The organism is Extensimonas soli, from assembly GCF_029211265.1.
Classification (GTDB): Bacteria; Pseudomonadota; Gammaproteobacteria; order Burkholderiales; family Burkholderiaceae_C; genus Extensimonas; species Extensimonas soli.
In genome coordinates, this window is sequence record NZ_JARGEL010000023.1 from 81,526 (window position 1) to 98,726 (window position 17,201).

16 protein-coding genes, 1 tRNA gene and 1 pseudogene are annotated in these 17,201 nt (G+C 62.7%); 12 read left to right on the forward strand and 6 right to left on the reverse strand.

Annotated features, from left to right (window positions below):
• The first annotated feature begins 137 nt into the window (after nt 1–137).
• Both phaR and rimO read left to right on the forward strand, forming a co-directional pair.
• Nucleotides 138–662, forward strand: a complete 525-nt coding sequence (phaR, locus tag PYV55_RS10550) for a polyhydroxyalkanoate synthesis repressor PhaR (protein WP_275850855.1) — start codon at nt 138–140, stop codon at nt 660–662.
• Nucleotides 663–692: 30 nt separating this feature from the next.
• The gene (gene rimO / locus PYV55_RS10555; RefSeq protein ID WP_275850859.1) at nt 693–2,120 is read left to right on the forward strand and encodes a 30S ribosomal protein S12 methylthiotransferase RimO; all 1,428 of its coding nucleotides are present in this window, start codon (nt 693–695) and stop codon (nt 2,118–2,120) included.
• A 94-nt stretch (nt 2,121–2,214) separates the two neighbouring features.
• Here the strand turns inward: rimO and efp are convergent, their stop codons facing one another.
• The 4 genes from efp to PYV55_RS10575 form a co-directional block, all read right to left on the reverse strand.
• Complete coding sequence (gene efp / locus PYV55_RS10560; RefSeq protein ID WP_275850862.1) at nt 2,215–2,769, reverse strand: elongation factor P; 555 nt, start codon at nt 2,767–2,769, stop codon at nt 2,215–2,217.
• A gap of 141 nt (nt 2,770–2,910) precedes the next feature.
• Nucleotides 2,911–2,987: transfer RNA gene (locus PYV55_RS10565), tRNA-Val, on the reverse strand.
• Nucleotides 2,988–3,041: 54 nt separating this feature from the next.
• The gene (gene trxB, locus PYV55_RS10570) at nt 3,042–3,995 is read right to left on the reverse strand and encodes a thioredoxin-disulfide reductase (protein ID WP_275850865.1); all 954 of its coding nucleotides are present in this window, start codon (nt 3,993–3,995) and stop codon (nt 3,042–3,044) included.
• 246 nt (nt 3,996–4,241) lie between these two features.
• A complete protein-coding gene (locus PYV55_RS10575) occupies nt 4,242–5,231 on the reverse strand; it encodes a LysR family transcriptional regulator (protein WP_275850868.1) in 990 nt (329 codons plus the stop codon).
• A 67-nt stretch (nt 5,232–5,298) separates the two neighbouring features.
• Here PYV55_RS10575 and PYV55_RS10580 point away from each other — a divergent pair, with 67 nt between their 5' ends.
• The 3 genes from PYV55_RS10580 to PYV55_RS10590 all read left to right on the forward strand — a co-directional run bounded on the left by PYV55_RS10580 (nt 5,299) and on the right by PYV55_RS10590 (nt 7,444).
• Nucleotides 5,299–5,949 (forward strand): alanyl-tRNA editing protein, encoded by a 651-nt coding sequence (locus PYV55_RS10580; protein WP_275850871.1) that lies wholly within the window; start codon nt 5,299–5,301, stop codon nt 5,947–5,949.
• Between the two features lie 66 nt (nt 5,950–6,015).
• Nucleotides 6,016–6,786, forward strand: a complete 771-nt coding sequence (locus PYV55_RS10585) for a 2OG-Fe(II) oxygenase (protein WP_275850980.1) — start codon at nt 6,016–6,018, stop codon at nt 6,784–6,786.
• A gap of 1 nt (nt 6,787) precedes the next feature.
• Nucleotides 6,788–7,444 carry a LysE family translocator gene (locus tag PYV55_RS10590; protein WP_275850874.1) on the forward strand — a complete coding sequence of 219 codons (657 nt, stop codon included), beginning with the start codon at nt 6,788–6,790 and terminating at the stop codon, nt 7,442–7,444.
• 17 nt (nt 7,445–7,461) lie between these two features.
• On the opposite strand, the pseudogene PYV55_RS10595 reads toward PYV55_RS10590, so the two are convergent.
• Nucleotides 7,462–7,827 (reverse strand): annotated as a pseudogene (locus tag PYV55_RS10595) (transposase); the annotation flags it as partial.
• A gap of 199 nt (nt 7,828–8,026) precedes the next feature.
• On the opposite strand from PYV55_RS10595, the gene PYV55_RS10600 reads away from it, so the two are divergent.
• The 7 genes from PYV55_RS10600 to PYV55_RS10630 all read left to right on the forward strand — a co-directional run bounded on the left by PYV55_RS10600 (nt 8,027) and on the right by PYV55_RS10630 (nt 16,198).
• A complete protein-coding gene (locus PYV55_RS10600) occupies nt 8,027–10,360 on the forward strand; it encodes a DNA translocase FtsK (protein ID WP_275850877.1) in 2,334 nt (777 codons plus the stop codon).
• A 4-nt stretch (nt 10,361–10,364) separates the two neighbouring features.
• Nucleotides 10,365–10,997 (forward strand): outer membrane lipoprotein periplasmic chaperone LolA, encoded by a 633-nt coding sequence (gene lolA, locus PYV55_RS10605; protein ID WP_275850879.1) that lies wholly within the window; start codon nt 10,365–10,367, stop codon nt 10,995–10,997.
• Between the two features lie 40 nt (nt 10,998–11,037).
• Nucleotides 11,038–12,426 (forward strand): replication-associated recombination protein A, encoded by a 1,389-nt coding sequence (locus PYV55_RS10610; protein WP_275850882.1) that lies wholly within the window; start codon nt 11,038–11,040, stop codon nt 12,424–12,426.
• Nucleotides 12,427–12,629: 203 nt separating this feature from the next.
• Nucleotides 12,630–13,559 carry a branched-chain amino acid ABC transporter permease gene (locus tag PYV55_RS10615; RefSeq protein ID WP_275850885.1) on the forward strand — a complete coding sequence of 310 codons (930 nt, stop codon included), beginning with the start codon at nt 12,630–12,632 and terminating at the stop codon, nt 13,557–13,559.
• Nucleotides 13,560–13,569: 10 nt separating this feature from the next.
• The gene (locus tag PYV55_RS10620; protein WP_275850887.1) at nt 13,570–14,649 is read left to right on the forward strand and encodes an ABC transporter permease subunit; all 1,080 of its coding nucleotides are present in this window, start codon (nt 13,570–13,572) and stop codon (nt 14,647–14,649) included.
• 35 nt (nt 14,650–14,684) lie between these two features.
• Nucleotides 14,685–15,470, forward strand: coding sequence for an ABC transporter ATP-binding protein (locus tag PYV55_RS10625; RefSeq protein ID WP_275850890.1), 786 nt, complete (start codon nt 14,685–14,687; stop codon nt 15,468–15,470).
• A gap of 2 nt (nt 15,471–15,472) precedes the next feature.
• Nucleotides 15,473–16,198 (forward strand): ABC transporter ATP-binding protein, encoded by a 726-nt coding sequence (locus PYV55_RS10630; RefSeq protein WP_275850892.1) that lies wholly within the window; start codon nt 15,473–15,475, stop codon nt 16,196–16,198.
• Between the two features lie 13 nt (nt 16,199–16,211).
• Here PYV55_RS10630 and PYV55_RS10635 read toward each other — a convergent pair whose 3' ends face one another.
• Nucleotides 16,212–17,138 carry an SMP-30/gluconolactonase/LRE family protein gene (locus PYV55_RS10635; RefSeq protein WP_275850982.1) on the reverse strand — a complete coding sequence of 309 codons (927 nt, stop codon included), beginning with the start codon at nt 17,136–17,138 and terminating at the stop codon, nt 16,212–16,214.
• Nucleotides 17,139–17,201 lie beyond the last annotated feature (63 nt).

Here is a 17,201-nt window from a genome sequence, read left to right on the forward strand (position 1 = left end):
TGCGCTTGATGGTACTCGGTTTATGGCCAATTTGACCTGTATTTCAGCGGCCGCGCACGTCAGGGTAATCCTCCGTTCCTGCGGCGGCATGGGTTCCCTAAAATCGGTTGCAAAGCGAGAATCCAAGGAGGACCTTCGTGCCTGACGCCAAAGACGCCCGCGCCGCCAAGCCGGCGGCGCGGGTGATCAAAAAATACCCCAACCGTCGTTTGTACGACACGTGCACCTCGACCTACATCACGCTCGACCAGGTGCGCCAGCTCGTCATGGCGCATGAGGACTTCGTCGTGCGCGACGCCAAGACGGGCGAAGACCTCACGCGCAGCATCCTGCTGCAGATCATCCTCGAAGAAGAAGCCGCCGGCGCGCCCATACTCACCGAAGCCGTGCTCGCGAACATCATCCGCTTTTACGGCCACGCGATGCAGGGCTTCATGGGTGCCTACCTCGAAAAGAACATCCAGGCCTTCACCGAAATGCAGGCCAAGCTCACTGAGCAGGCGAAAAACTTCACGCCCGAGATGTGGACGCAGTTCATGAGTTTGCAGTCGCCCATGCTCACGGGCGTGATGGGCAACTACGTCGAGCAGTCGCAAAAAGCGCTCGCGCAAATACAAAAACAGACCGAGCAGATGCTCGGCGCGTTTGGCCTCAAGCGCTGAAGCGACAGTCCCATCAGGGACAATACGGGGATGAATGCAGCTTCCCCGTCTTCCTCCCTTCCATCTTTTGGTGCGACGTCCACTGGTGCCCCAGCGCCGCGCATCGGCTTCGTGAGCCTCGGGTGCCCCAAGGCACTCACGGATTCCGAATTGATCCTCACGCAGCTGAGCGCAGAGGGTTACGAAACCTCCAAAACCTTCGCGGGCGCAGACCTCGTGATCGTCAACACCTGCGGCTTCATCGACGAAGCCGTGCAGGAAAGCCTGGACACCATTGGCGAGGCGCTCGCTGAAAACGGCAAGGTCATCGTCACCGGTTGCCTGGGCGCGCGCACGGACAGCGCGGGCGGCAACCTGGTGCGCGAGATGCACCCGCGCGTGCTCGCCGTCACGGGCCCGCACGCCACGCAGGAGGTCATGGACGCCGTGCACCAGCACTTGCCCAAGCCGCACGACCCGTTCACCGACCTCGTGCCCGGCGGTTTCGGCGTCGCGGGGCTCAAGCTCACGCCGCGCCACTACGCCTACCTCAAAATCAGCGAGGGCTGCAACCACCGCTGCACCTTTTGCATCATTCCCTCGATGCGCGGTGATCTGGTCTCGCGCCCGATCGGCGAAGTGCTGAACGAGGCGCGCGCGCTGTTCGAAGGCGGCGTCAAGGAGCTGCTCGTGATCAGCCAGGACACCTCGGCCTACGGCGTCGATGTGCACTACCGCACGGGCTTTTGGGACGGCAAGCCGATCAAGATGCGCACGCTCGACCTCGTGCAGGCGCTCGGCGAGCTGGCTGCGGCGCACGGCGCCTGGGTGCGACTGCATTACGTGTATCCGTACCCGAGCGTCGATGCGCTGATTCCGCTCATGGCCGAAGGGTTGGTGCTGCCTTACCTCGACGTGCCGTTTCAGCACAGCCACCCTGCGGTGCTGCAGCGCATGAAGCGGCCCGCGAGCGGCGAGAAAAACCTCGAGCGCATCGCGCGCTGGCGCGAACTGTGCCCTGATCTCGTGATCCGCAGCACCTTCATCGCGGGCTTTCCGGGCGAGACCGAAGAAGAGTTTGCGCACCTGCTCGATTTCGTGCGCGCCGCGCAGATCGACCGCGCGGGCTGCTTTGCCTACAGCGATGTCGCGGGCGCCGCGGCCAACGAATTACCGGGCATGCTGCCGCCCGAGCTGCGCGAGGAACGCCGCGCGCGCTTCATGGCCGTGGCCGAGCAGGTTTCCGTGGCCAAGCTGCAGCGCCGCGTGGGCACGACCCTGCAGGTGCTCGTCGATACGGCACCCAACCAAGGCAAAAAAGGCGGCACGGGCCGCAGCTGGGCCGACGCGCCCGAGATCGACGGCGTGGTGCACCTGCTGCCGCCGGAAAAAATCAGCAAGACGCTCAAGGTGGGCGAATTCACGCGCGCGCGCATCGTCGGCACGCAGGGACACGACCTCGTGGCGCAGCCGGTGTGAGGAGGTGCGGCGGCGCGCATTTTGATGATGTTCGCTGCGCACCCAACAAAAAGGCTTCCCGAAGGAAGCCTTTTTTCTGGTCATTGGCGTTTGTTCAAACGCGCTTGCGGTATTCGGCCGTGCGCGTGTCGATTTCGATCCTGTCGCCTTGTTCGACGAAGATCGGCACTGGCACGTCGAAGCCTGTGGCGATTTTTGCGGGCTTGAGCACCTTGCCCGAAGTGTCGCCCTTGACGGCGGGCTCGGTCCAGGTCACTTCGCGCACCACCGAAGTCGGCAGTTCGACCGAAATGGCCTTGCCTTCGTAGAACACCACTTCGGCGGGCATGCCTTCTTCGAGGTAGCTGAGCGCGTCGCCCATGTTTTCGGCTTCGACCTCGTACTGGTTGAAGTCGGTGTCCATCCAGACGTACATCGGGTCGGCAAAGTAGGAGTAGGTGCACTCTTTCTTTTCCAGGACGATGTTGTCGATTTTGTCGTCGGCCTTGAACACGACTTCAGTGTTGAAGTTGGCGATCAGGCTCTTGAGCTTCATGCGCACGGTGGCCGAGTTGCGGCCGCCGCGCGAGTATTCGGTCTTGAGCACGACCATGGGGTCTTTGCCGTGCATGATGACATTGCCGGCACGGATTTCTTGAGCGATTTTCATGGCTGCTAGCTTGGGGATGTGCTGCTCGATTCAAGAGCAGTGGTGCATGGCCAGCGCTTTTTGGGGTGCGACCGGGCAACGCAGCATGCGTTGCCTTGGTGCACGCGCGCGTCTGGCGACGCGATTTTTGATTGCGGAATGTGGTAGGCGCGATTGGACTCGAACCAACGACCCCCACCATGTCAAGGTGGTGCTCTAACCAGCTGAGCTACGCGCCTGGGTCTTTTCGGGAAACCGCGATTCTAGCAGCAAAAAACACCAAGTCAGAATTTTCAGCCCTGCTGCTCCAAAAAACGCTGCGCGTCGAGCGCCGCCATGCAGCCGGTGCCGGCACTCGTGATGGCCTGGCGATAGACGTGGTCCTGCACGTCGCCGGCGGCAAAAATGCCGGGTACGCTGGTTTGCGTGGCAAAGCCCTTTTGCCCGCCCTGCGTGAGGATGTAGCCGTTTTCCATTGCGAGCTGGCCCTCGAAAATCCCCGTGTTGGGGGCGTGGCCGATCGCGATGAAGCAGCCTTGCAGCGCGATGTCGGAGGTAGAGCCGTTTTGCACGTTCTTGATGCGAATGCCCGTCACGCCGCTGGCGTCGCCCAGCACCTCATCGAGCGTGTGAAAGAGCTTGAGCTCGATCTTGCCCGCGGCGACTTTTTCCATCAGCTTGTCCACCATGATGGGCTCGGCGCGGAATTTGTCGCGCCGGTGCACCACGGTGACCTTGCGCGCGATGTTCGAGAGGTACAGCGCTTCTTCCACGGCGGTGTTGCCGCCGCCGACCACGCACACCTCCTGGTCACGGTAGAAGAAGCCGTCGCAGGTCGCGCAGCCCGACACGCCCTTGCCCATGAAGGCCTGCTCCGAGGGCAGGCCCAGGTACTTGGCCGAGGCGCCCGTGGCGATGACCAGTGCGTCGCAGGTGTAGGTGCCGCTGTCGCCCGTGAGCGTGAACGGGCGTCGGCTGAAGTCGACCTTGTGAATGTGGTCGAACACGATCTGCGTGCCAAAGCGCTCGGCGTGCGCCTGAAAGCGCTGCATCAGCTCGGGCCCCTGCACGCCATCCACGTCGGCGGGCCAGTTGTCCACCTCGGTCGTGGTCATGAGCTGGCCACCCTGGGCGATGCCCGTGATCAGCATGGGGCGCAGATTGGCGCGCGCGGCGTAGATCGCCGCCGTGTAGCCCGCCGGGCCCGAGCCGAGGATCAGAACTTGTGCGTGTGAGGTGCTGGACATGGTGTGTGGTTCGGTGGAATGGGGTGGATGGTATGCGCGCCAGTATCGGCCAAAAAAAGGGCGCGTGGCGCGCCGTGGGGGGCAAGATTTGCCTATCGCGGCGATTGTAAAAACCGCTGGACTACGAATTTACAGAATCAATGTTGCGCTGACTCAGCCAGGAAAGTGAGGTGGGCTGCGCGCACTTGCGGTGAAGTGACTGGTGCAGGAATCTTGCCCTCGCGATGAATCATGATTTTGTTGGTGTTACCCGGTGGCTTCTGGCGACTCATATGGTGGTATAGGCGGCGATTCTTGTACTTTGGCAGGTCTGTCCAAGGTGGGCTCCTGGCTCAGGCGTTTGGTTATGAAGTTAATGAATGCGCTCAACTTTGGCGCCAAATGTCGGGTTGGTGGATAAAGCACCCAGGCTTCGCCGCAGTAGTTGGTTGTGAATGTCCAGTCCGGCAGCACCTGCACCATCTGGCCCTGCTCCAGCGCATGCCTGGCGGTGAAATACGGTAGGCTGCCGATGCCAACATGGTGCAGCACCGCATCGAGCCTGGCGCCAGTGTGATTGACTGCATAGCGACCATGCACGTTGACGCTCGCGCTCTTGCCACCCCGCTGGAACTTCCAGCGGGAATCACCAGGCTCCTCGCCCAAGAAGATGCAATTGTGTGTTTTCAGGTCCTGCGGATGAACTGGGGTGCCGTTGCGCTCCAGGTACCTGGGTGTCGCACACAGCATATGGTGGATCTCGATGAGTTTACGTCCCATCAACCCCGGTGATGGACGATTGGTGATACGGATCGCCAAGTCCACCTGGTCGTCGATCAGGTCCACATAGCGGTCGTTCAGTTGCAACTGGACGTCAATTTTGGGGTAGTGAGCCAGGAATTCCGGGATGTGCGGATGGATGATGAAACGGCCCACAGCCTTCGGAACACTGACGCGCACTACACCCTGTGGCTCAGGGCCGAACTGCCCGGAAACTGCCATGACGGCCTGGGCGGCACTGACCATGTCCACACAGCGCGCATGAACCTCATGCCCACTTTCGCTCAGGCGCAGTTTGCGTGTTGTTCGCTGCAGTAGCCGCGTGCCGAGCGCCTTCTCCAAGCGTGCCACCGATCGGCTGACGGCCGATGGTGCAGCCCCCAACTGACGTGCCGCCTCGGAAAAGCTTCCCGTCTCGACCACCTTGACGAAAACGGCCATCTCAGCCATGAGGGCAATCATGTGATTTGTGCGCATGGAGCAAAAAATATTTGAAATTTCGATGCATTATCACAAAGGCTTGCGCTCAATACAATGGGGGAACATGAACAAAAAGATCATTTTCATGACGAGAAAGTTGTATTGGGAAACGCGTGCCACGGAAGCTGAGGTTGAAGTTTTCCGTTGTGAGAGTCTGGTTGCTGGTGGTTATGGAGTGTGGCTGAACGAGACGGTATTCCATCCCAAAGGAGGGGGGCAGCCCAGTGATATTGGTTGGATTGGCGCTGCGGAAATCGTGGCTGTGGAAATGAATAATGACGGCATCATTCACTGTGCTAACTGTGCGGTTCCGCTTGGAAACGCCATTGCCAGGGTGAATGTCGAAATACGGCAACTGCATTCAAGGCTGCATTCGGCGGGGCACGTAATTGGTCATGTCCTGGAGTCATTTGGTTGGCAGCCTTTCAAGGCGCATCACTGGCCGGGAGAGGCTCGGGTGGTCTTCAAGCCTGGTAGCAACGCGCAGGAAATGGATGCGCAAAGCATTCAGCGTCTGTGCGATCAATTAATCGTGCGGGAGCTCCCATGCAAAGTCAGCAGCGGAAACCACATCCGTGAAGTGGGCTTTGGCGATTTGTCGCCATATCGTTGCGGTGGAACGCATGTCGCGAGCTCGGCAGAGTTGAAAGAGCTTCATGTGCAATCGGCAAAGATGAAAAAAGGTCAATTGATTGTTTGCTATGACATTCTATGATTTCAAATCAGTTTCATTGTGTGGGCGGATATTTATAAAGATGGATGGAGAAGGCGGGTGGAATATATGCTGATTGAGATGGATCGTTTGGATTGTGACGCGATCGAAAAAATCGTGCGCGAAGATGTTTTTGCGATTTGTGTGCGCAATTTCATTGATTATGAAACTGCTACGAGCCTTGCCAGGAAAATTCTCGGTCATGGATACCACAAATATCTGAACGCTCCCAGCATCGGGCGAATAGGAATGGCTTTTTATGAAGCGGAGAACCAACAGGATTTGATGGCAAATTATTTTGAGAGCGTCTTTGAAAATATCAACGAATTAAGAAAACGTTGCGCCCCTTACGCTTCGCCAATTGATCTGTTGAGATGCATGCTGGATGAGGTATGGCCGGCAGGCGCCGGCCTCGAAACTTTGTATGGCCGGAAGATGTACGTTGGACTGTCTCGGGTGGTCACGCCCGGCGTGACTTTTCTGGCGCACCACGACATTTTTTTCAAGGATGCTCCAGATAGTTTTCAGGCGCGTAGCCTGCAGGCACAAATGGCAGCAAATGTTTATCTTTCCATGCCGAGTAAGGGGGGAGAACTACAGATCTGGGGTCAGGAGTTGTCTCCGGGTGAATTTGATGAGATGCGCGGTGAAAGCTATGGCATTGACCCTGCGGTTTTGGGGGAGCCTATGGTGGAGGTGTGTCCGAATGTAGGAGACCTGATCCTGTTCAATTCTCGCCGCATGCATGCTGTGACACCAGGCATGGACGGCATTCGCTTGAGCCTGTCGTGCTTTGTGGGATACCGTGGCCCTGCAATGCCGCTTTCTTTCTGGAGTTGACGTGGCATCTGATTACATGCGGGAGTTCCTTGCACTCGCCATAATTCACTTTCTTGCAGTCGTGGCACCAGGGCCGGATTTTGCTGTAACGATTCGTCAAAGCGTGCGCCATGGGCGAAGAGCCGGGATTGGCACGGCGGTTGGCATTGGCGCGGGTATTTCGGTACATGTGGTTTACACATTGCTCGGCGTTGGCGCACTGATGCATGCCACGCCTTGGTTACTGCGATTGGCAGAGATTCTGGGTGGGGCCTACCTGCTCTACGTTGGTTTCGTATTCATCTGGAAGGCCGGCGCCCATACATCAGGTATCCCCATGGATGCGGACAACAAGGACGGCGCCATGAGTTTTCGCCAATCGTTTGCACTGGGTTTCCTGACCAATGCAACCAATCCCAAAGCAACGCTCTTCTTCTTGGCCGTATTCACGACAGTGGTGAGCGCGGCGACACCGCTGCGCATTCAGATTCTCTATGGCGGCTGGATGTGCTTTGTGAATGCAGCATGGTTCGTATTAGTCAGTTTTGTATTTACAAGCCCGCCTGTTCGTGAGCGGTTCCTGCGCATTGGGCCCTGGTTTGAACGGCTGATGGGCATTTTATTGATAGCGTTTTCTATGCGTTTGCTATGGGAAACGGTCAATGCGGCCGGATCATAAATCCTAAAATAAAAAGATTATTGGCGTCCTGATGCTGGAATTTTGGTGATCTTGATCTGCATGGTATTCTTCTTCAGCCCCCGGTAGCGCACCTTCGTGAAGCCGAACTGGCGCTTGATCACGCGAAACGGATGCTCCACCTTGGCCCGGATGCTGGCCTTGATCCGCTCGACCTTGTCGATCAGCGCATCCACCGGGTTGTTGTCTTTGTCCAGTTTCTTGCGTTTGCCCGGGCGCATGGCCACGTGCCGCTTGTGGCAGGGCTTGGCATCGGCACGTTTGTCGGCACCCTGGTAGCCCGAATCTGCAAACACATCCGTTTCCTGCCCGTGCAGCAGGCTGTTGCCTTCGCTGACGTCGGCCAGGTTGCCTGATGTGCAGCGGCACATTGATCGGCAAAGATGCCGGCCAAGCGTGGTTTCACGTCGCGGCAGCCATCGATGGCGCACGCCAACGCCTGAATTTTCTCTATAGATTGCGTCTCTCATTGAGGATACGGCCAAGCTCCACTATGGAACTTACCTTATGGCGTCGGCGGCGCCTGCGCATCGGGTAAGCTCATTGCCTGCTGATTACCTGCCTATGACGTACTCGCTCAACACCTTGAATGCCTCATCCCGCTCCGGCCCGGCCCCGCGCTCGGGGGCTGCGCGCTTTGGTTACGAATTCGGCCTTTTCGTGGGCTTTGTGCTGCTGGTGTTCTGGTTGCTGGCGCTGTTGAGCTATGCGCACCAGGACGCCGCCTGGTCCACTTCGGGCTCTGGCAGCAATGGCGTGGTGGCGAATTGGGGCGGGCGCGTGGGGGCGTGGCTGGCCGATGGCAGTTATTTTTTGCTGGGTTTTTCCGTCTGGTGGTGCGCGCTCGCTGCGCTGCGCGCCTGGATGGCGGCGCTGGCGCGCTGGATGCGCGGCGGCGCGCAGACGTCTGGCGAGGCTCCGGCGTGGCAGCGGCGTGCGTTGTTTTGGGGCGGGCTGGTGCTGCTGCTGGCTGCGAGCACGGCGCTCGAGTGGTCGCGCCTGTACCGGCTGGAGCACTGGCTGCCGGGGAGCGCGGGCGGCGTGCTCGGGGCCGTGGCAGGTCCGCTGGCGATAAAGTGGTTCGGCGCCACGGGCTCGGCGCTGCTGGGCATCGTGGGCATGGTGCTCGGTGCGGCGCTGGTGCTGGATTTTTCCTGGGGCTCGGTGGCCGAGGCATTGGGGGCGCGCATCGACGCGCTGGTGCAGTCGCGCCGCAGCTCGCGTGAGGCCGCGCAGGACATGGCCGAGGGCCGACGCGCCGCGCGCGAGCGCGAGGAGGTGGTGCGCGAAGAGCGCAGCGAAGTCGAGGTGGCGCATCCGCAGCCCGTGCAGATCATCGAGCCCCAGCAGGAACAGGCGCCGCCCAGCGCCCGTGTGGTGAAAGAGCGGCAAAAGCCCTTGTTCAACGAGTTGCCCGACAGCCCGCTGCCGCAGGTCGATCTGCTCGATGCGCCCCTGCAGCGCCAGGAAACCGTCGCGCCCGAGACGCTGGAGATGACCAGCCGCCTGATCGAGAAAAAGCTGCGCGACTTTGGCGTCGAGGTGCAGGTGGTGGCGGCCATGCCCGGGCCCGTGATCACGCGCTACGAGATCGAGCCGGCCACGGGGGTGAAGGGCGCGCAGATCGTCGGCCTGGCCAAGGACCTGGCGCGCTCGCTGAGCCTGGTGTCCGTCCGCGTGATCGAGACCATTCCGGGCAAGAACTACATGGCGCTGGAGCTGCCCAATGCCAAGCGCCAGTCGATCCGGCTCGCGGAAATTCTGGGCTCGCAGGTCTATCACGAGGCCAAGTCGCTGCTCACCATGGGCCTGGGCAAGGACATCGTGGGCAAGCCCGTGGTGGCCGACCTGGCCAAGATGCCGCATGCGCTCGTGGCGGGCACCACGGGCTCGGGCAAGTCGGTCGGGCTCAACGCCATGATTCTGTCGCTGCTCTACAAGGCCGAGGCGCGCGACGTGCGTCTGCTGCTGATCGACCCGAAGATGCTCGAAATGTCGGTGTACGAGGGCATCCCGCACCTGCTCGCGCCCGTGGTCACCGACATGAAGCAGGCCGCGCACGGCCTCAACTGGTGCGTGGGCGAGATGGAACGGCGCTACAAGCTCATGAGCAAGCTGGGCGTGCGCAACCTCGCGGGCTACAACGCCAAGATCGACGAGGCCAAGGCGCGCGGCGAGTCCATCGCCAACCCCTTCAGCCTCACGCCCGAGGAGCCCGAGCCGCTGCAGCGCCTGCCCTACCTGGTGGTGGTGATCGACGAGCTCGCCGATTTGATGATGGTGGTGGGCAAAAAGATCGAGGAGCTGATCGCGCGCCTCGCGCAAAAGGCGCGCGCCGCGGGCATCCACCTGATTCTGGCCACGCAGCGCCCCAGCGTCGATGTGATCACGGGACTGATCAAGGCCAACATCCCCACGCGCATCGCCTTCCAGGTGAGCAGCAAGATCGACAGCCGCACCATCCTCGACCAGATGGGCGCCGAAGCGCTGCTGGGCATGGGTGACATGCTCTACATGGCCAGCGGCACGGGCCTGCCGATCCGCGTGCACGGCGCCTTCGTGAGCGACGAGGAGGTGCACCGCGTGGTCAGCTACCTCAAGAGCCAGGGCGAGCCCGACTACATCGACGGCGTGCTCGAAGGCGGCAGCGTCGAGGGCGAGGTGGATGCCTTTGGCGAAGGGGGTGAAAGCGGCGAAAAAGACCCCATGTACGACCAGGCCGTGGCCATTGTGCTCAAGGACCGCAAGGCCAGCATCTCGTACGTGCAGCGCAAGCTGCGCATAGGCTACAACCGCGCGGCGCGCTTGCTCGAGGACATGGAAAAAGCCGGCCTGGTGAGCAGCCTGACCACGAGTGGCCAGCGCGACGTGCTTGTGCCCGCCGGGCGCGAGGAGTGATGTGTTGAAGAGATCGATAGTTACTGTTTTGATAGCTGCTTGTGCACAACTGGCAAGCGCTAGCGGCCTGAAAAGCCTGGAAAATTTTCTGCAGAACACGCAGGCCGGCCAGGCCGAATTCACGCAGGTCGTGACCATGCCCGCGAAAGACGGGCAGGCCGCGCGCAGCAAGACCTCGAGCGGCAGCTTCGCCTTCCAGCGCCCGGGGCGCTTCAAGTTCGTTTATCAAAAGCCATTCGCGCAAACCATCGTGGCCGACGGGCAGACGCTGTGGCTCTATGACGTGGACTTGAACCAGGTCACGCAGCGCAAGCAGGCCGATGCGCTGGGCAGCACGCCCGCGGCCTTGCTCGCGTCCGCGGCCGACCTGGCTGCGCTGCGCGCGCAGTTCACGCTCGAAGACGCGCCCGCGCAGGACGGCCTCGAATGGGTGCAGGCCACGCCCAAAACCAAGGACGGGCAGCTGCAGCGCGTGCGCGTGGGTTTTGCGGGCGAACAGCTCGCGGCGCTGGACATTCTCGACAGCTTCGGCCAGCGCTCGCTGATCCGCTTCAGCCACGTGCAGAGCCTGCCCGCGCTGCCGCCAGGCACCTTCGCCTTCAAGCCGCCTGCGGGGGCGGACGTGCTGCAGCAGTGAGGGTGCGCAAAGCCGTGTCATTGCCCGCCTGGATGAGGCCATGAGCGCCCCTTCTTCCAACCCTTCTGCCAACCCTTCCGCCAGCCCTGTCGCTGCCCCCCGCATGCACCAGCCGCTGGCCGAGCGCCTGCGTCCGCGCCGGCTCGCCGACGTGATCGGGCAGCAGCATGTGCTCGGGCCGGGCATGCCGCTGCGCCTGGCGTTCGAGTCGGGGCGGCCGCACAGCTGCATCTTCTGGGGGCCGCCGGGCGTGGGCAAGACCACCATCGCGCGGCTCATGGCCGAGGCATTCGACGCGCAGTTCATCAGCATCAGCGCCGTGCTCGGTGGCGTGAAGGACATCCGCGACGCCGTGCAGCAGGCCGAAGCGGCGCGCGCGGGCCTGCTGCCGCGCGCCACCATCGTGTTCGTCGATGAAGTGCACCGTTTCAACAAAAGCCAGCAGGACGCTTTTTTGCCGCACGTCGAAAGCGGACTCTTCACCTTCATCGGCGCGACCACGGAAAACCCCTCGTTCGAGGTCAACTCGGCGCTGCTGTCGCGCGCCGCGGTCTATGTGCTGCAGCCGCTCACGCCCGCCGATTTGAAGCAAATTCTGGCCTTGGCCCAGGCGCAGCAAGCGCTACCAGCTATCGAAGAAGAAGCAATCGAGCGCCTCGTCGCCTATGCCGACGGCGATGCGCGCCGCCTGCTCAACACGGTCGAAACGCTCGCCATCGCAGCCGCGCAGGAGCAGCGCGCGCAGATCACCGACGCCTGGCTCTTGCAGGTGCTGGGTCAGCAGCTGCGCCGCTACGACAAGGGCGGCGAGCAGTTCTACGACACCATCAGTGCGCTGCACAAGGCGGTGCGCGGCTCCGACCCCGACGCGGCGCTGTACTGGCTCGTGCGCATGCTCGACGGCGGCGTCGATCCGCGCTACATCGCACGGCGCATGGTGCGCATGGCGAGCGAGGACGTGGGCCTGGCCGATCCGCGCGCGCTGCGCCTCGCGCTCGACGCCACCGAGGTTTACGAGCGCCTGGGCAGCCCCGAGGGCGAGCTGGCGCTGGCCGAATGCGTGCTCTATCTGGCCGTGGCGCCCAAGTCCAACGCGGTGTACCGCGCCTACAACGCGGCGCGCGCCTGGGTGCAAAAAGACGGCACGCGCCCCGTGCCGCTGCATTTGCGCAACGCGCCCACCAAGCTCATGAAGCAGCTCGACTACGGCAAGGACTACCGCTACGCGCACGACGAGGAGGGCGCCTTCGCCGCGGGCGAGCGCTACCTGCCCGAAGGCATGGCCGAACCGCATTTCTACGCCCCTGTGGAGCGCGGCCTCGAGATCAAGATTGCGCAAAAGCTGCGCGATTTGCGGGCGCAAAATGCCGCTGCGCGCAATGCAGCCGCGCAGGCGCAAGGCACTGCGCAGACCGGCGAAGAAGGGTGAGCGCCCCTGTGTGGGGCTGCCGGCCACGGGGAAAACCCCGTGTCATGCGGCTGTAACAGCCCCCGATGCGCTGACTACAATCGCACCCACCCGAAACCCGCACAGCATCGTACCTGGCGGGTTTTTTGCTACGTTTTGCAGGCCCAGGCGCCTATCCCGCGCCTGGTGCACGACCACCCCACGTTACCAACGAAGGACTCTTTATGGACATCTTGCTGCAGCAGATCATCAACGGTCTGGTTCTGGGCAGCATGTACGCCTTGATAGCCCTGGGCTACACCATGGTGTACGGCATCATCCAGCTCATCAACTTCGCCCACGGCGAGGTGCTCATGGTGGGCGCGCTCACCAGTTGGAGCTGCATCGGCTGGATGCAGCAGGCCATGCCCGGCGCGCCCGGCTGGCTCATTCTGCTGCTTGCGACGCTGATCGCCTGCACTGTGGCGGCGGCGCTCAATTTCGTGATCGAAAAAGTGGCCTACCGCCCCCTTCGCAACAGCCCGCGGCTGGCGCCGCTGATCACGGCCATAGGCATGTCCATCCTGCTGCAGACGCTGGCCATGATCCTCTGGAAGCCCAACTACAAGCCTTATCCCATGCTGCTGCCCGCGCAACCGGTGGAATTCGGCGGCGCCGTGATCACCTCCATGCAAATACTGATTCTGGGCGTGACGGTGGTGGCGCTTGCGGCCATGGTCTATCTCGTGAACTACACCAAGCTGGGCCGCGCCATGCGCGCGACGGCCGAAAATCCGCGCGTGGCGGCGCTCATGGGCGTGAAGCCCGACATGGTGATTTCGGCCACCTTCATCATCGGCGCGGTGCTCGCGGCCATTGCGGGCATCATGTACGCCTCCAACTACGGCACGGCGCAGCACACCATGGGCTTTTTGCCGGGGCTCAAGGCCTTCACGGCGGCGGTGTTCGGCGGCATAGGCAACCTTGCCGGTGCGGTGGTCGGCGGCATCCTGCTCGGCCTGATCGAGGCCATTGGCTCGGGCTACATAGGCACGCTCACGGGCGGCATCCTGGGCAGCAACTACGCCGACATCTTTGCCTTCATCGTGCTCATCATCATCCTCACGCTGCGCCCCTCGGGCCTGCTGGGCGAGCGCGTGGCCGATCGCGCTTGAGAGGCATGTCATGAAAAACAACAAAACCGCGCAATGGATCATCGGCGCCATCGCCGTGCTGGTGCTGCCCTTCGTGCTGCAGTATTTCGGCAATGCCTGGGTGCGCATTGCCGACCTGGCGCTGCTCTACGTCATGCTCGCGCTGGGGCTGAACATCGTGGTCGGCTACGCCGGCCTGCTCGATCTGGGCTACGTGGCTTTTTATGCTGTGGGCGCCTATCTGTTCGGCTTCATCGCCTCGCCGCAGCTCAGCGACAACTTCGCCACTTTCGCGGCGCTGTTCCCCAACGGCCTGCATTTTTCGATCTGGATCGCGGTGCCGCTCGCGGCGCTGGTCGCGGCGCTGTTTGGCGTGCTGCTGGGTGCGCCCACGCTGAAATTGCGCGGTGACTACCTGGCCATCGTGACGCTGGGCTTTGGCGAGATCATCCGCATCTTCCTGAACAACCTCGATCACCCCATCAACCTGACCAACGGCCCCAAGGGCATGGGCCAGATCGATTCGATCCAGCTTTTTGGCCTGAACCTGGGCAAGCGCCTGGAGCTGTTCGGCTTCGATATTTCCTCGGTCACGCTCTACTACTACCTGTTCCTCGTGCTCGTGGTGTTCAGCGTGTTCGTGAGCTACCGCCTGCAGGATTCGCGCATAGGCCGCGCCTGGATGGCCATCCGCGAGGACGAGATCGCCGCCAAGGCCATGGGCATCAACACGCGCAACATGAAGCTGCTGGCCTTCGGCATGGGCGCCTCGTTCGGCGGCGTGGCGGGCGTGATGTTCGCGGGCTTTCAGGGCTTCGTGTCGCCCGAGTCGTTCAGCCTGATGGAGTCGGTGATGATCGTCGCCATGGTGGTGCTCGGCGGCATAGGGCACATTCCGGGCGTGGTGCTGGGCGCCGTGCTGCTTGCGGCCCTGCCCGAAGTGCTGCGCTACGTGGCGGGGCCGCTGCAAGGCATGACCGACGGGCGCCTGGACTCGGCGATCTTGCGCCAGCTGCTCATCGCGCTGGCCATGATCATCGTGATGCTGCTGCGCCCGCGCGGCCTGTGGCCCGCGCCCGAGCATGGCAAGAGCCAGTTGCACAAAACCTGATTTCAGCATCCCGACCGAACGAAAGAATTCCCCCTATGACGGAACCAACATCGAACGACGTGGTGCTGAAAGTCGCGGGCGTGTCCAAGCGCTTCGGCGGCCTGCAAGCGCTTATGGACGTAGGCATCACCATCCGCCGCGGCCAGGTGTATGGTCTGATCGGCCCCAACGGCGCCGGCAAGACCACATTCTTCAACGTGATCACCGGGCTTTACACGCCCGACAGTGGCAGCTTCGAGCTCGCCGGCAAGCCCTACGAACCCACGGCGGTGCACGAGGTCGCCAAGGCCGGCATCGCGCGCACCTTTCAAAACATCCGCCTTTTTGCCGACATGACCGCGCTCGAAAACGTCATGGTCGGGCGCCACGTGCGCACGCGCTCGGGGCTGCTCGGCGCAGTGCTGCGCACCAGGGGCTTCAAGGACGAAGAGGCTGCGATCGCGCGGCGCGCGCAGGAACTGCTCGACTACGTGGGCATTGGGCAGCTTGCCGACTTCAAGGCGCGCACGCTGAGCTACGGCGACCAGCGGCGCCTGGAGATCGCGCGTGCGCTTGCCACCGATCCGCAGCTGATCGCGCTTGACGAGCCCGCCGCGGGGATGAATGCAACCGAAAAGGTGCAGCTGCGCGCGCTCATAGATCGCATCCGCAAGGACAACCGCACGATCTTGCTGATCGAGCACGACGTGAAGCTGGTGATGGGCCTGTGCGACCGCGTCACGGTGCTCGACTATGGCAAGCAGATCGCCGAAGGCACGCCCGACACGGTGCAAAAGAACGAAAAAGTGATAGCAGCCTATCTGGGCACCGGAGGACATTGAGCATGGCTGAACCATCGAACGAAATCCTGCTGCAGGTGCAAGGGCTCAAGGTGGCCTACGGCGGCATCGAAGCCGTCAAGGGTGTGGACCTGGAAGTGCGCGCGGGCGAGCTGGTGTCGCTGATCGGCTCCAACGGCGCGGGCAAGACCACCACCATGAAGGCCGTCACGGGCACGCTGCCCTTCGACGGCGAAATCCGCTATCTTGGTGAGAGCATCCGCGGCAAGGGCGCCTGGGACTTGGTGCACAAAGGCCTGGTGATGGTGCCCGAAGGGCGCGGCGTGTTCGCGCGCATGACCATCGTCGAAAACCTGCAGATGGGCGCCTACACGCGCAAGGACAAGGCCGGCATCAAGGCCGACATCGAGCGCATGTTCGGCATCTTCCCGCGCCTGCGCGAGCGCAAGGACCAGCTCGCGGGCACCATGTCGGGCGGCGAGCAGCAGATGCTTGCCATGGCGCGCGCGCTCATGAGCCAGCCCAAACTGCTGCTGCTCGACGAGCCATCGATGGGCCTGTCGCCCATCATGGTGGACAAGATTTTCGAAGTGGTGCGCGACGTGTATGCGCTCGGCGTGACGATCTTGCTCGTCGAACAAAACGCGAGCCGCGCGCTCGCCCTGGCCGACCGCGGCTACGTCATGGACTCTGGCCTGATCACCATGAGCGGGCCGGGGCAGGCACTGCTCGACGACCCGCGTGTGCGCGCCGCGTACCTGGGCGAGTGAAGCCGCAGGCGCATCACATCGCTGCCACCGCACCGGTGGAGCGAAAGAAATTCACCGGCAGCCCCGGCACCTGCACGCGCAGGCGCAGCAGCGCGCCCGCGGGCACGGCGGCGGTGCATTCTTCGGGCGGGCGCCCGCGCCGCGCCGAGGTTACGTACAGCGTGCGCAGGTCTTCGTCGCCAAAGCACACCATGGTGGGGCACTGCACGGGCGTCGCCAGGCGCTGCAGCACCGCGCCTGTGGGTGAGAGCTGCAGCACGCAGGCGCCTTCAAACATCGCGACCCAGTAGTTGCCCTGCGCATCCACACTCGCGCCGTCGGGCCGCCCGCCGTAGGGCACGCCGTCTTGCGGCGGCGCAAACTGCACCCAGGGCGTGCGCGCGCCCAGGCTGCCGCTTGCGGCGTCGAAGGCAAAGCGGTCTATGCGGTGCGCGGGCGTGTTGGCCCAGTAGAGCCAGCGCTCGTCGGGGCTGAAGGCCAGGCCGTTCGCGGTGTAGTTGTCGCCTGCCATGCGCTGCAGGCTGCACGGCGCGCTGCGGCAGTCCAGACGCCACAGCGCCGCGTCGGGCTGCGTGCGCGGGCTGACCACCGAGCCGGCCCAAAACCGCCCCGCGCGGTCGCAACGCCCGTCGTTGAGGCGCAGCCGCTGCGGGTCGTGCGACTCGGGTGGCAGCCTGGCGATGCAGGTGAGGGCGCCGGTCTGCACATCGAGCGCGTAAAAGCCGTCACGCAAGCCCAACGCCACGCCCCCACCCTGCATGGGCGCGCAACAGCCGGGCTCGGACGGCGTGTTCCAGCGCCAGTGCCGCCCCGTCTGCGGCTCCCAGGCATGCACGGCAAACCCATGGATGTCGCACCAGTAAAGGCGCTTTTCCAGCGGGTGCCAAAAAGGGGACTCGCCAAGTTCGCAAGGAGGCAGTGGCAGCGCGGTGAAGGGCATGAACGGGTTCCAGGAGGATGGAGACAAGGGATTGCCATTGTGGTGCCGGGCGGAGAAATAAGC